Source organism: Nocardia sp. NPDC127526, from assembly GCF_042672265.1.
Taxonomy (GTDB): domain Bacteria; phylum Actinomycetota; class Actinomycetes; order Mycobacteriales; family Mycobacteriaceae; genus Nocardia.
Genome location: NZ_JBHXVO010000021.1, coordinates 59,687 through 72,792 on the forward strand (window position 1 = coordinate 59,687; position 13,106 = coordinate 72,792).

The following is a 13,106-nucleotide window of genomic DNA, read 5'->3' on the forward strand; positions in this document are numbered from 1 at the left end:
GCGCTCAGTCGGTCGGGCGGACCAGCGTCGTCAGCCCGGCGCCCGAGGAGCCGGAGTTCGTGCGCGGCAGTGTGGGCGCGTTGGGGGCAGAGCTGCTCGGCGCCTTCGTATCCGGTTCGGCCGGATCGGTATTCGGCGCGAGGGTGCTCGGCGGCAGGGTGGTGCCGAGCAAGGGGCCGAGGAGCCGGGGTAGGTCCGCGGGGAATGGGATCTGGGGTAGGCCGGGGTCCGGGCGCAGGGGCGGCTGATTGGCCGTCGTGGTGGGCGGGGTGCTGCCGCCGGACGAGTTGGGCCGGCCCGTGGTGGGCGCCGGTGTGGTGGCGCCGCCGTTCTGGTTGGCGGGTGTGCTGGAACCGGGTGTGGGCCCGGTGCCCGGGACCGTGGTCGGGACGACCGGCTGCGAATTGCCCGAGGTGGTGGGGGAGTAGTTGGTGTCGCGCGGTTCGGGCACCAGTTCCTTGACGCCGTAGCCGACGATCAGGCCGACCACCACGATCGCGCCCGCGAGGGTGCCCGCCAGCTTGGTGAAGGTGCCGACGGGCGCGTCCGAGCCCAGGCTGATGACCGGGAAGGCGGCCGTGGAGGTCGCCGAATCCGCGACCAGGGCAGCGCCTTTCGCAATGGCGGCCTCGGGTTCGGGCACGGTGAGGACCGGCACGTCGAGCTGGTGCTCCAGATTCGCGATGACGGCCGGGCTGTTGGCGCCGCCGCCGATGACCGCGACCGCCTCGGGGAACTTGGGCGCCCGGGCGAATACGCCGCGCGCGAACACCGCCAGCTCGCGCAGCAGATCGGCGATCAGCTCCTCGAAGTCCACCCGCGTCAGCTTCAGCGGCTGCCCGGCCACATGGTCGATGGTCACCGCCGGCGCGATGGACAGGTGCTCCTTCGCCGCTCGGCTGCGATTGAGCAGCATGCCGCGATTGGGGCGGGTGCCGCGCCGGGCCAGGTGGCAGTCCAGCAGGTGCTGCAGGATGAGCTCGTCGACGGCATTGCCGCTGATGGCCGTGGTGCGCTCGGAGCGGAGCACGGTGTCGTCGGCGTGGTCGGCCACCGTGACGGTGGTGCCGGTGGCGCCCAGGTCGATGATGGCGACCGTCTGGTAGCGGTCCAGCAGCCCGGTATCGCGCAGGAAGGCCAGGGCCGCCGTGGCTTCCGGAATGAGCCGCACATCGCGGCGCTGCCGGCCGATGGCGGAGCGGATGATCTGCGCCTGCTCACGGTCGCGGTAGGCGACCGCGATATCGCCGGGCGGGGTGGGGTCGGAATCGCCGTTGCCGTTCGCCGAGGCGGCCGGATGGGCGCCCACGGGGTGCACGATGTCGCGGGGGATCTGGGTGGTCATCAACTCGATGGAGGACGCCACGAGGTCGCCGAGATCGGAGTGGGCCGTGTCGGCGGTGACGACGCGGTAGTCGAAGTTCTGGGCGCCATTGGGCGCGGTGGCGACCGTCGCCGAGCACACCACCTCGCTCCCGGCGGAGATGCCGAGGGATGTTCGCATGTTCACCTCCCTTCGAGCGGATGGCCCTGCTGTAACCGACCATCTCGAACGGACTGCGGGGCCGCCGTGTGGTTGACGAACGGTCCCGAGCTACGGATCCGGCCGGGCCCTCGTCCGATGGGGCGTCGGGACCAGCCAACGATCACTTGCGGTATTGCTCTCGTCTCAGCGCTGTGCGGGCTAGCCGCGCAGTGGGGTGAAGCACTCTGTAACTTTCGACGGTTCGCGTGACCGGCTTGATGTCGTCCTGCCATGCGGCCGTCGTCAATGGTGTCACAATCCGTTATCCGAACGTTACAGATTTTCTTTTTTCTTTGGAAGCCCTCAGATTCCCCGGCCGGTCCCTCGGCGAGTCGCGCTGCCTGGACGTATGCCCGGAAACCGGGGTCGTCGTAGCAGACCCTCCCCTTGAGCGCTGGCACTCCCCTGTATAGAGTGCTAGTTGGCACTGATTGTTGTGCTCAGGTGCCAGCTATGACTACTGAGCAGGGGTCCCGGCACCCGCGACGACGGGGCTATGCGCAGGGTCAGCAACATGACCGAAACCGTGAGTCCGGGGAACAGCCCCGGACGCGAAGATCCCCTGAAAGTGGAGGGCTCAACGTGGCGAGCGTGAACATCAAGCCGCTCGAGGACAAGATCCTCGTCCAGGCCAACGAGGCCGAGACGACGACCGCCTCCGGCCTGGTCATCCCCGACACGGCGAAGGAGAAGCCCCAGGAGGGCACCGTCATCGCCGTCGGCCCCGGCCGCTGGGACGATGAGGGCGAGAAGCGGATTCCGCTGGACGTCAAGGAAGGCGACGTCGTCATCTACAGCAAGTACGGCGGCACCGAGATCAAGTACAACGGCGAGGAGTACCTGATCCTGTCGGCTCGCGACCTGCTGGCCGTCGTCACCAAGTAAAGGGACGCACCCCTTTTCCGCCCCGGCGTCGACGCTGGTCGTACAGGCCACCGACCCGGGGCGGAGTGCGTTCTCTCCCAACTCATTCGGGGGTTCGGGGGTGAAACCCCCGGATCCTTCGGACCCACAGGAGTAGGCAACCAATGGCAAAGCAGATCGAGTTCGACGAGAAGGCTCGCCGGGCTATGGAGCGCGGCGTCGACAAGCTGGCCGACGCCGTGAAGGTCACCCTGGGCCCGCGCGGCCGGCACGTGGTGCTGGCCAAGGCCTTCGGCGGCCCGACCGTCACCAATGACGGCGTGACCATCGCCCGTGACATCGATCTCGAGGACCCGTTCGAGAACCTGGGCGCACAGCTCGTCAAGAGCGTCGCCACCAAGACCAACGACGTCGCCGGTGACGGCACCACCACCGCCACCGTGCTGGCGCAGGCGCTCATCAAGGGCGGCCTGAAGAACATCGCCGCGGGCGCGAACCCGATGACCCTGGGCAAGGGCATGGACAAGGCCGCCCAGGCCGTCTCCGCCGCGCTCATCGCCGCCGCCACCCCGGTCAACGGCGAGAAGGCCATCGCGCAGGTCGCCACCGTGTCCTCGCGCGACGAGGAGATCGGCGATCTGGTCGGCAAGGCGCTCACCACCGTCGGCAAGGACGGCGTGGTCACCATCGAGGAGTCCTCCTCGCTGCAGACCGAGCTGGCCATCACCGAGGGCGTGCAGTTCGACAAGGGCTACCTGTCGCCGTACTTCGCCACCGATCCGGAGACCCAGCAGGCCGTGCTGGAGGATGCCTGGATCCTGCTGAACCGCGAGAAGATCAGCTCGCTGCCCGACCTGCTGCCGCTGCTGGAGCAGATCGCGCAGTCCGGCAAGCCGGTCCTGATCATCGCCGAGGACATCGAGGGCGAGGCGCTGTCCACCCTGGTGGTCAACGCGATCCGCAAGACCCTCAAGGCCGTCGCCGTGAAGGCCCCGTTCTTCGGTGACCGCCGCAAGGCGTTCCTGGACGATCTGGCCATCGTCACCGGCGGCACCGTGGTGAACCCGGATCTGGGCATCACCCTGCGCGAGGCCGGCCTGGACGTGCTGGGCAAGGCCCGCCGCGTGGTGGTCACCAAGGACGAGACCACCATCGTCGAGGGCGCCGGCACCCAGGACGCCGTGGACGCGCGAGTGGCCCAGCTGCGCAAGGAGATCGAGAACACCGACTCCGACTGGGACCGCGAGAAGCTGGAGGAGCGCCTGGCCAAGCTGGCCGGCGGCGTCGCCGTCATCAAGGTCGGCGCGGCCACCGAGACCGAGCTCAAGGAGCGCAAGTACCGCGTCGAGGACGCGGTGAGCTCCGCCAAGGCCGCGGTCGCCGAGGGCATCGTCCCCGGCGGCGGCACCGCCCTGGTGCAGGCCGCGGCCAAGCTGGTCGAGCTGCGCGCATCGCTCTCCGGCGACGAGGCGGTCGGCGTGGAGGTCGTGCGCCAGGCCCTGCTGGCCCCGCTGTACTGGATCGCCACCAATGCCGGTCACGACGGCGCCGTGGTGGTCGCCAAGGTCACCGAGGGCAAGGAGGGCTTCAATGCCGCCACCCTGACCTACGGCGACCTCGTCACCGAGGGCGTCATCGACCCGGTCAAGGTGACCCGCAGCGCGGTCGAGAACGCCATCTCCGTGGCCCGCATGGTGCTCACCACCGAGAGCGCCATCGTGGACAAGCCGGCCGAGGAGCCGGAGGCCGCCGGGCATCACGGGCACGCGCACTGACGCATTGCGGTCTCGAGCACTGACGCGTTCACGCCACTGGCGTTGATGCGCTGAGCGAAAGACAAGGCCCCCGGACACGATTGGTGTCCGGGGGCCTTGTCGTTGCCGGGAGTGTTGCGGCGTGTCGTCAGCCGCGCTGAAAGTCGTTGGGTATTCGGACGATTGTCGCAATCGACGCGGAACCAACTGGGCGGGCGCCCGGATTCGTGAAGCTGCGAAAAAGCCCCTCAGTCGTGGCGGACCGGGTGGCTGGTGCGGCCGTTTCCGGGATGCAGGGCGGGACGGTGGATCGGGGTTGCCGGCGCCGGGTCGGTGGCAATGGCGGCGAGAAGGCGCTCGCGTAAGGCGGGCGGTGGCTCGGTGGCCACCACGCTCGCCGCCGCCGCGAGGGCTTCTCGGGTTTGCTGCACTTCCTGGGTGAAGTCCGCGCGCAGTACCGGATCGTCGGTATCCAGTAGCTCCCGCACTGCGCGCTGATCCTCGTCGCCGATCGATCCGAGCGCGACAGTGTGCGCGAGATCGATCTGGCTTTCGTTCATCTCACGTCACTCCCAAACTTTTCTTGAGTCGTGTCAGTCCATCCCGTATACGGGACTTAACGGTAGGTAACCCTACGCCCAAATATGCCGCTACCTCGGCATATGTCCGTCCGCCGAAATAGGCGAGGGAGATGGCCTCCCGCTGCGTCTCCGTGAGTGTCGCCAGGCCCGCCAGCACCGCCTGCTGTTCCAGCCGTCGTCCGACTTCTTCGGTGACCTCATCGAATTCGTTACCGAGGGTGCTGGTTCCGTAGGCGACCTCGCGCAGGGCGTGCGCCTGCTCGGCCCGCACGCGGTCCACCGCACGTCTATGGGCAAGCGTCATCAACCAGGTCACCGCCGATCCCTTGGCGGGATCGAAATTGGCGGCGGTGCGCCAGATCTGGAGGTAGACCTCCTGTGTGGTCTCCTCCGCGTAGCCGGGATCGTGTAGCACGCGTAGGACCAAGCCGAAGACCCGCGCGCTGGTGCGGTCGTACAGCTCGGCGAAGGCCTGCTGATCCGACTGCCCGCAGCGTTCGAGAAGTGCGGCGAGTTCGAGACTTTCGGCTGCGCGTGCCGTGATCGCAGAGTCAGGTGAACCCACCTGCCCGTCCCTCGAACTCTGGAACGAGTCGCCCTCTGCGGCCGGCGGCCGCGTTGTCACAACGCTCCGTTCTGTGTCATCGGCCACGAGGGTAGCCTGCCGCTATTACCTCCTTTCGGGTGGGGGTATCGGCAAAGCGATTGTCGCGCAGTGGATTTCCGATTTGTACGGACTCGGAGTTTTGCGCCCTTTTGGGGACACGCCGAGACACGCCGGGTCTTGCGAGCGTTGCTGTGCCGCACTCCGCAACCGTGAGAGTGCCGCAATCGACCCCCGCCGGAGCAGTGGCCGGTTGTTTGCTAGGCATTCGGCGCGCCGCGCCGCGCGGATGGGAAAAATCTTGCGCTCGCACCGCTGTGGTCAGCGCTGATGGTCCTCGTGCGCCTCGCCCGCACCGTTGGTGCGCACCCGTCACAGGCGCTCCGGATCAGGCGACCACACGGCGGCGATTGCGGCGGGCGTGCATCTCGCGCTCGGTCTCCGACATACCGCCCCAAATTCCGTAGGGCTCACTCACCTTCAGGGCGTGCGAACGGCACTGCAGCAATACCGGGCACTGCCGGCAGATCTCCTTGGCGCGCATCTCGCGCTGGGACCGGGCGCGGCCGCGCTCGCCGTCCGGGTGGAAGAAGACCGACGAGTCCTGACCGCGGCAGGACCCGCGCATCTGCCAATCCCAGACATCGGCATTCGGACCAGGGAGGTGGGTCGGCATGGGCATGGTGAACTCCTCATGGTGCGAGCTCGTCGGCATTGTCGAGCGGTGCTGGTGGCAAACAGTGGGCCGCATCGCCGGTGCGTGGCGATCGCACTTCGCCGGCCCCGCAATTTCGAGCGGCGCCGATGACGGCGATGTCGTACGTTAGGTCGGACAACGAAATCGAGTCAATAGCTTCGTTCGTACGGATTCAAATTCCAGCGCATTTGAGAATTTACATCCTCTCTATTTACAAGATGGCCCGCGTCTGGGGATACTGATCGGTTGCCCAGTCGGTGGAGGGGGCTCTGATAGCCCATCCGACTTGTCGAAACTGCTGGTAGTCGCCGCTTTTCAGTCGCGAATGCGTGCAATCCGAGCTATGCACGAGTAGCGATACGAGTGATCTCGAGCAATGCGGTAGGGTCGGTGGCTACGGCAGAGATGGCCTACTCGAGGCGCTCAGGTTAATAGCGCGAAACGCCATACGAATTCCTAACGCACGTGCTAAGGGGTAGCGAGGACAGATTTACGGAGTGGAAACACAATTACGACCGTGAATGCTGAAAGGTAGCTGTACTTCTGTGCTATGGCGGATGCCGCCGGCCCGCTCCGGGCTGGTTACAGTGCGGCGGTGCCTGTGCTCGAAGTGAACTCCGTGCTCGCCGATACCGCCTTCGGCCCCACCCCGGGCCGCGCTGCCATCGGGTTGCCGAGCGCCGCCGACGCCACCGATTCCTGGCTGCGGGCCGTCGCTCTCGGCGGAGTCGGGCACTACGCCGCCGCGCGGGCCGAGCTCACCCGCACCCAGCGCCGCACCACCGACTCGATCCTGCGCTCGCTCGCGCACAGCACCGCCGGTTCGCTGCTGCGGCAGCTGGGCTGGCACGCCCGCGCCGCCGTGGCCGACGGCCGCGCCGCCGCCCTCGTGATGCCCGCCGCCGCGACCGCGTCCCGCCCGCCGGCCGATCCCGCCGCGGCGGCCGCGCGCACCGAGGCGATTTGCGATGCGTTGACCGGACTCGCCGCCGATGCGCTCGGCACCGCGCGCCCGGAACTTGCCGCCCGGCTGCTCGGCCGTTGCGGCGACCTCCTGGATTCCTCGTCGACCGGTGTCGAGGGCGCTTGGCGGCAGCGCATCCGGCTGCACTGGGTGGCTGCCGAGACGGCGCTGGCGGCCCCGGGCGCCGGTTTGATCTCCCCGCCCGGACCGGACGGCTCGATTCCGGCGCGCTCCGCCGCCGCGCACACTCCCGGCGATCCCGCGCTCGCGCATGCCGAGGCGGCACTGGCGCTGGCCGAGGCGGCGCCTTCGGTCCGCCATCGAGTTAAATCTCAGCTACTGGTCGCCGCCGCCTGCGCGGCCGCCGGAGACCTCGATCGCTCCCGCGCCCTGGCCGGAAAAACCGCCACGGAATGCCGGGATTTCGAGCTGCTTCCTCTGCGCTGGGCGTGCGCCATGTTGCGTTCCGGTGTGGACCCGGCCGGGGGACACGCCGCCGAGGCCGCCGAATGCGCGGATTTGCTGGCTGCCCGGGGCGGGCGATTCCGTTCGGCGGCCTAGCTTCTCGCGTCCTCTCTGAGTCCCCCCGTAACAGCTGGCGTGGATGCGACAGCCGCTATTGTTGGGACCGTTCCGCCCCTCCGCGGAAGCACGCGCCCCCTTTGCCGCCGTGCCACTCGTAACGCCAGGAACAGCTCTGACGATGAACAACACGGGTGAGGAGTTGGACCCAGCCGTCGTCGCTGCCGCAGCGCAGGGCGACCGGTCTGCTCTCTCCCAGGTACTGGAGAGCATCCGCCCCCTTGTGGTGCGGTATTGCCGTGCGCGCATCGGATCGGCCGAGCGAGGTCAGCTCTCCGCGGACGACGTCGCGCAGGAGGTATGTCTGGCCGTCATGACAGCCCTCCCTCGATACCAGGACCAGGGCCGACCGTTCATGGCGTTCGTGTACGGCATCGCTTCCCACAAAGTCGCCGACGCTCATCGCAATGCCGCCCGTAACAAAGCGGATGCCATGGCCGAAGTACCGGACGTCATATCCACCGACCAGGGGCCGGAACAGCGGGCTCTCGAAAGCGAAACCAGTCGCCAGATGAACAGTCTGCTGGCGACGCTGCCGGAGAAGCATCGAGAGATCCTGATCCTGCGCTTGGTCATGGGTTTGTCAGCCGAAGAAACCGCAGTCGCCGTGGGCAGTACGGCGGGTGCTATACGAGTCGCCCAGCACCGGGCACTCGCGAAACTCAAGTCTCAAGTGGCGAGGGCAGGTGAAATGTATGGCTAGGGATGGCGAGCGCGGTCGGGGCGACTGGAAGCGGCTTGGATCGCAGAACAGCGGTCCCTACGCCGAGGCGTCCGGTGACACCGGGCCGGTGGACATTGCGGCGGTGCGTCGTGATGACGCGCTGATCGATGCCATAGCCGGCGACGGCCCCGTGCAGACGGGGACCGCCGAGGAGTATCAGCTCGCGGCTCTGCTCGCGGACTGGCGCGCGGAGATCATGGCCGAGCCGATGCCGGCCGGCCCGGACCTGGACACCATCGTCGCAGCGGTCAATCAGGAAGTAGGAGCGCGGCAGGCGCGGAGCGGTGCGCGGGCCAGCGGGCGACTACGGCTGGTGCGTCCCGTTGCCGGTGTGGCGGCGGCTCTGGCTCTCATTTTCGGTGGCCTGACCGCCTTCTCCTACAGCGCCGAACCCGGCGATCCGCTGTGGCGGGTCAAGGAGGTCGTGTTCAGCGAGCAGGCCCAGACCACGGTGGTGCAGCGGGCCGACGCCGATATGGCGCAGGCGCAGCAGCTCATCCAGCAGGGCAAGCCGGAACAGGCCGCGCAGGTGCTGGAGAGCGCCTCGGCGAATGCCAGCCAGGTCAACGACGCCGGTAAGAAGGACGATCTGCTGGAGCGCTGGCAGCAGCTGGTGGCACAGCTGCAGCAGGTCGCGCCGGAGGTGGCCGCCACGCTGGTGCCGACCACCACGGACAAGCCGGACACCACGCAGCCACCGGTGACCACCAAGCCGGATGTCACCACCGGTCCGACGACGGATCCGAACACCGGCGGCGGCAGCAGCGATACGACCACGGTCGATCCGCGGATCCTGCAGTCGCAGGAGCCGACCGAGGATCCGGCCACCGGTCCGACGACGGGGCCGAGCGTGCCCACGCAGCCCACGACCGAACCGGGTGTCGAACCGTCCACGGCGCCGACCAATGGCGGGCAGATCACGACCACCACGGCGGCACTGCCGCAGCCGGGCAACCCCGGCAGCACGGTGCCCCCGGGTGGTGGTCCGATCACCGAGCCCACCTTCGACGTGCCGACGGCGCCCACACAGCCGAATACGGTGCCGACCGGCGGTGCGGTGGTGCCGACCCTGCCGGGAGTTCCCGGAGGTACGCGGTGAGCGCACACCGGGTGGTAGTGAGCGAACTACAAGCGTGAATCGATAGCCGGCCCCTGGTCGGCTTTTTCGATGGGCTGCCGGTTTTTCCGGATAGCCACAGGGCCTGCGTTCCTCAGGGACGCAGGCCTTGTTCGTATGAGCGCTGCCTGTGCCGGACGGCGCGCGGCCGCGAATCCGCGGCCGGACTTCGGATACCGCTGCGAATCAGACGTCGAACCCGTCGAATCCGTCGCCGTGCAGCGCCTCGTTCATCGACGCATCGGCGTAGCCGCGGCAGTAGTCCCAGGTGACGTACGCCTCGGGGGTCGGATCGTAGGCGGGTTCGTGCGGGCGCACCGTGCCGTCCACCAATAGCTGGAGGAGGTTGGCGCGCAACATATCCCAATCGTGGTAGTGATCCTGCCGGCAGTCCTCGCAGCTGACCACGAGACCGCGGATGCCGCGGTGGGCCAGCAATGCCTCGTACACCGCGAGGTCGGCGAGATCCTCCTCGACCGCTAGGCGCTCATGAGGATCCAGCGGTTCCCCCGGCTCGATGGCATCGAGCGCGGCCGACGGGTCGGAGGGGTCTCCGGCGAATGGATCCGGCGGCAAGCCAGGTGGTAGATGGTCACGCACAGTCCCACGGTACGCAGAAAGAGGGGTTCTGCGCCAGCGCTGATAGGTATTTGCCCCTACTTCGCTGTGTCGATTTCGAGTTCGGGGCGGTCCGCCCGGTGACCGGGGACACTCGTGTCACGGAAGCCGTGTCGCGTACCACTCGTGATGGCGCGCACAGTAACTGTTCTCGGCCGTCGGGGGTCCCCGGGCGCGGGTGCCATCCGGAATTGGGGGACCGATACCATGGTTGACCAAAGGCCGGGTAGTAATCGCCGGCATTGCCATTTCATCCACGTGTCCGCCGGTGCAGGTCCGGGGGACGCTGCCTAGCTCCAGGAGGGGTCGATCCGATGAGCAGTCCCGTGACGGGCGAACGAAACCCGGGCCGCCCCCATACGGGTGGAGACGATCCGAACAAGATCGCCATGCTCGGCCTCACCTTCGACGATGTGCTGCTGTTGCCCGCCGCCTCGGATCTGATCCCGAGCTCGGTCGACACCTCCAGCCGTCTGACTCGCGAGATCTCGCTGCGCACGCCGCTGGTGAGCTCCGCCATGGATACCGTCACCGAGGCGCGCATGGCCATTGCCATGGCGCGCGCGGGCGGTATGGGTGTGCTGCACCGCAATCTGTCGGTCGCCGATCAGGCCGCGCAGGCCGAGACCGTCAAGCGCTCCGAGGCGGGCATGGTGACCGATCCGGTGACCTGTCTGCCCTCGGCCACGCTCGCCGAGGTCGACGCCATGTGCGCGCGCTACCGCATCTCCGGTCTGCCGGTGGTCGACGAGACCGGCACGCTGGTGGGCATCATCACCAACCGCGATATGCGCTTCGAGGTGGATCAGAACCGCAAGGTCGCCGAGGTCATGACCAAGGCGCCGCTGATCACCGCCCAGGAGGGCGTCACCGCCGAGGCCGCGCTGGGTCTGCTGCGCCGCCACAAGGTGGAGAAGCTGCCCATCGTGGACGGCAACGGCAAGCTGCGCGGGCTGATCACGGTCAAGGACTTCGTCAAGACCGAGCAGTACCCGAACGCCACCAAGGACCGCGACGGGCGACTGCTCGTCGGCGCGGCCGTCGGCGTCGGCGAGGACGCGTGGGTGCGCGCCATGACCCTCGCGGACGTGGGCGTCGACGTGCTGGTCGTGGACACCGCGCACGGGCATCAGGCCGGCGTGCTGCAGATGGTGTCCAAGGTCAAGGCCGAGGTCGGCGACCGGGTGCAGATCATCGGCGGCAATGTCGCCACCCGCGCCGGCGCGGCCGCGCTGGTCGAGGCCGGCGTGGACGCGGTGAAGGTGGGCGTGGGCCCCGGCTCCATCTGCACCACCCGCGTGGTCGCCGGTGTCGGCGCGCCGCAGATCACCGCCATTCTCGAGGCCAATGCCGCCTGCGCCCCGCACGGCGTGCCGGTCATCGCCGACGGCGGCGTGCAGTACTCCGGTGATATCGCCAAGGCCATCGCGGCCGGCGCCTCCACCGTCATGCTCGGCTCGCTGCTGGCGGGCACCGCCGAATCCCCGGGCGAGCTGATCCTGGTGGGCGGCAAGCAGTTCAAGTCCTACCGCGGCATGGGCTCGCTGGGCGCCATGCAGGGTCGCGGCGAGGCCAAGTCCTACTCCAAGGACCGCTACTTCCAGGACGACGTGCTCTCGGAGAAGAAGCTGGTGCCCGAGGGCATCGAAGGCCGGGTGCCGTTCCGCGGTCCGCTGGATCAGGTGATCCACCAGCTGGTGGGCGGTCTGCGCGCGGCCATGGGTTACACCGGGTCGCAGAACATTCCGCATCTGCAGGCGGCGCAGTTCGTGCAGATCACGGCGGCGGGTCTCAAGGAGTCGCACCCGCACGACATCACCATGACCGTCGAGGCTCCCAACTACACCACCCGTTCGTAGTCGCCTGCCGCCGGATCGCCGCCCGTGGGCGCGATCCGGCCTGCGCGGCAATCGAACCCAGAAAGGAACGGACAACCAATGCGGGACATGGTCGAGATCGGCATGGGCCGGACCGCCCGGCGCACTTACGAATTGGACGATATCGATATCGTCCCGTCGCGGCGGACTCGTTCGTCCAAGCAGGTGTCGCTCGGATGGCAGCTGGACGCCTACCGATTCGAGATTCCGTTCCTGGCTCACCCCACCGACGCGCTGGTGTCGCCGAAGTTCGCCATCGAACTGGGCAAGGCCGGCGGGCTCGGTGTCATCAACGGTGAGGGGCTGTGGGCCCGGCACGCCGATGTCGAGTCCAAGATCCAGCAGCTGACCGAGGTCGCGGAGAAGGAAGGCACCGAGGCCGCCGTCGCGCTGCTGCAGGAGCTGCACGCCGCGCCCATGAAGGCCGATCTGCTCGCCGCCGCGGTCGCCGAGGTGCGGGCCGCCGGGGTCACCACCGCGGTGCGGGTCAGCCCGCAGAACGCCCGCGCGCTCACCCCGAGCCTGGTGCAGGCCGGGATCGACCTGCTGGTCATCCACGGCACCATCATCTCCGCCGAGCACGTGGGCGACGGGGAGCCGTTGAACCTCAAGACCTTCATCGCCGAACTGGATGTGCCGGTGGTGGCGGGCGGCGTGTCCGACCACCGCACCGCGCTGCACCTGATGCGCACCGGCGCGGCCGGCGTCATCGTCGGCTACGGCTCGCTGCAGGGCGCCACCACCACCGGTGAGGTGCTCGGCATCGGCGTGCCCATGGCCACCGCCATCGCCGACGCCGCCGCCGCGCGCCGGGACTACCTGGACGAGACCGGCGGCCGCTATGTGCACGTCATCGCCGACGGCGACATCCTGACCTCGGGCCATATCGCCAAGGCCATCGCCTGCGGTGCGGACGCGGTCATGCTGGGCGTGCCGCTCACCCTCGCCGCCGAGGCGCCCGGCCAGGGCTGGTACTGGCCCTCGGCCGCCGCCCACCCGTCAGTGCCGCGCGGCGCGGTGCTGCCCTACGGCATCGACGAGGAGCGCGTGCCGCTGGAGCAGGTCCTCAACGGCCCGTCCAACGACCCGTTCGGCTCGCTGAACCTGGTCGGCGGCCTGCGCCGCTCGATGGCCAAGACCGGCTACTGCGACCTGAAGGAATTCCAGAAGGTCGGACTGAACATCCGCGCCTGAGTCGC

The 13,106-nt window shown here is 68.4% G+C and carries 12 protein-coding genes; 7 read left to right on the forward strand and 5 right to left on the reverse strand.

Annotation, left to right across the window (positions count from 1 at the left end):
* Positions 1 to 4: 4 nt before the first annotated feature.
* Positions 5 to 1,504: an Hsp70 family protein gene (locus ACFVIV_RS27660; RefSeq protein ID WP_379201200.1), complete on the reverse strand. Its 1,500-nt coding sequence runs from the start codon at positions 1,502 to 1,504 to the stop codon at positions 5 to 7.
* Between the two features lie 603 nt (positions 1,505 to 2,107).
* Between ACFVIV_RS27660 and groES the strand changes: the two genes are divergently transcribed.
* Together groES and groL are read left to right on the forward strand one after the other, a co-directional pair.
* The gene (groES, locus tag ACFVIV_RS27665; RefSeq protein ID WP_029923772.1) at positions 2,108 to 2,410 is read left to right on the forward strand and encodes a co-chaperone GroES; all 303 of its coding nucleotides are present in this window, start codon (positions 2,108 to 2,110) and stop codon (positions 2,408 to 2,410) included.
* Positions 2,411 to 2,553: 143 nt separating this feature from the next.
* On the forward strand, positions 2,554 to 4,164 hold the full coding sequence (gene groL / locus ACFVIV_RS27670; RefSeq protein ID WP_379201202.1) for a chaperonin GroEL: 1,611 nt from the start codon (positions 2,554 to 2,556) through the stop codon (positions 4,162 to 4,164).
* 227 nt (positions 4,165 to 4,391) lie between these two features.
* Here the strand turns inward: groL and ACFVIV_RS27675 are convergent, their stop codons facing one another.
* The 3 genes from ACFVIV_RS27675 to ACFVIV_RS27685 all read right to left on the reverse strand — a co-directional run bounded on the left by ACFVIV_RS27675 (position 4,392) and on the right by ACFVIV_RS27685 (position 6,010).
* Positions 4,392 to 4,703 carry a hypothetical protein gene (locus ACFVIV_RS27675; RefSeq protein ID WP_379201204.1) on the reverse strand — a complete coding sequence of 104 codons (312 nt, stop codon included), beginning with the start codon at positions 4,701 to 4,703 and terminating at the stop codon, positions 4,392 to 4,394.
* 1 nt (position 4,704) lies between these two features.
* Entirely contained in the window at positions 4,705 to 5,289 is a 585-nt protein-coding gene (locus ACFVIV_RS27680) for a sigma-70 family RNA polymerase sigma factor (RefSeq protein WP_379201206.1), read from the reverse strand.
* A gap of 427 nt (positions 5,290 to 5,716) precedes the next feature.
* Positions 5,717 to 6,010 (reverse strand): WhiB family transcriptional regulator, encoded by a 294-nt coding sequence (locus ACFVIV_RS27685; protein WP_067544211.1) that lies wholly within the window; start codon positions 6,008 to 6,010, stop codon positions 5,717 to 5,719.
* A 610-nt stretch (positions 6,011 to 6,620) separates the two neighbouring features.
* Here ACFVIV_RS27685 and ACFVIV_RS27690 point away from each other — a divergent pair.
* From ACFVIV_RS27690 to ACFVIV_RS27700, 3 genes are all read left to right on the forward strand, one after another.
* Positions 6,621 to 7,550 (forward strand): hypothetical protein, encoded by a 930-nt coding sequence (locus ACFVIV_RS27690; RefSeq protein WP_379201208.1) that lies wholly within the window; start codon positions 6,621 to 6,623, stop codon positions 7,548 to 7,550.
* 142 nt (positions 7,551 to 7,692) lie between these two features.
* Positions 7,693 to 8,274, forward strand: a complete 582-nt coding sequence (locus ACFVIV_RS27695) for a sigma-70 family RNA polymerase sigma factor (RefSeq protein WP_067543959.1) — start codon at positions 7,693 to 7,695, stop codon at positions 8,272 to 8,274.
* A complete protein-coding gene (locus tag ACFVIV_RS27700; RefSeq protein ID WP_379201210.1) occupies positions 8,267 to 9,394 on the forward strand; it encodes an anti-sigma-D factor RsdA in 1,128 nt (375 codons plus the stop codon). Before ACFVIV_RS27695 ends, ACFVIV_RS27700 begins: the two co-directional genes overlap by 8 nt.
* Positions 9,395 to 9,598: 204 nt before the next feature.
* On the opposite strand, the gene ACFVIV_RS27705 is transcribed toward ACFVIV_RS27700, so the two are convergent.
* Positions 9,599 to 10,012, reverse strand: a complete 414-nt coding sequence (locus tag ACFVIV_RS27705; protein WP_029923780.1) for a DUF5319 domain-containing protein — start codon at positions 10,010 to 10,012, stop codon at positions 9,599 to 9,601.
* Between the two features lie 332 nt (positions 10,013 to 10,344).
* Here ACFVIV_RS27705 and guaB point away from each other — a divergent pair, with 332 nt between their 5' ends.
* Together guaB and ACFVIV_RS27715 are read left to right on the forward strand one after the other, a co-directional pair.
* Entirely contained in the window at positions 10,345 to 11,889 is a 1,545-nt protein-coding gene (guaB, locus tag ACFVIV_RS27710) for an IMP dehydrogenase (protein WP_379201212.1), read from the forward strand.
* A 78-nt stretch (positions 11,890 to 11,967) separates the two neighbouring features.
* On the forward strand, positions 11,968 to 13,101 hold the full coding sequence (locus ACFVIV_RS27715; protein WP_379201213.1) for a GuaB3 family IMP dehydrogenase-related protein: 1,134 nt from the start codon (positions 11,968 to 11,970) through the stop codon (positions 13,099 to 13,101).
* The last annotated feature ends 5 nt before the right edge of the window (positions 13,102 to 13,106 follow it).

Excerpts from the sequence above, each read along its gene's own strand:
- guaB (WP_379201212.1), top strand. The coding sequence starts at position 10,345 with ATGAGCAGTCCCGTGACGGGCGAACGAAACCCGGGCCGCCCCCATACG.
- ACFVIV_RS27675 (WP_379201204.1), bottom strand. The coding sequence starts at position 4,703 with ATGAACGAAAGCCAGATCGATCTCGCGCACACTGTCGCGCTCGGATCG.
- ACFVIV_RS27685 (WP_067544211.1), bottom strand. The coding sequence starts at position 6,010 with ATGCCCATGCCGACCCACCTCCCTGGTCCGAATGCCGATGTCTGGGAT.
- ACFVIV_RS27715 (WP_379201213.1), top strand. The coding sequence starts at position 11,968 with ATGCGGGACATGGTCGAGATCGGCATGGGCCGGACCGCCCGGCGCACT.
- ACFVIV_RS27700 (WP_379201210.1), top strand. The coding sequence starts at position 8,267 with ATGGCTAGGGATGGCGAGCGCGGTCGGGGCGACTGGAAGCGGCTTGGA.
- ACFVIV_RS27695 (WP_067543959.1), top strand. The coding sequence starts at position 7,693 with ATGAACAACACGGGTGAGGAGTTGGACCCAGCCGTCGTCGCTGCCGCA.
- groL (WP_379201202.1), top strand. The coding sequence starts at position 2,554 with ATGGCAAAGCAGATCGAGTTCGACGAGAAGGCTCGCCGGGCTATGGAG.
- ACFVIV_RS27660 (WP_379201200.1), bottom strand. The coding sequence starts at position 1,504 with ATGCGAACATCCCTCGGCATCTCCGCCGGGAGCGAGGTGGTGTGCTCG.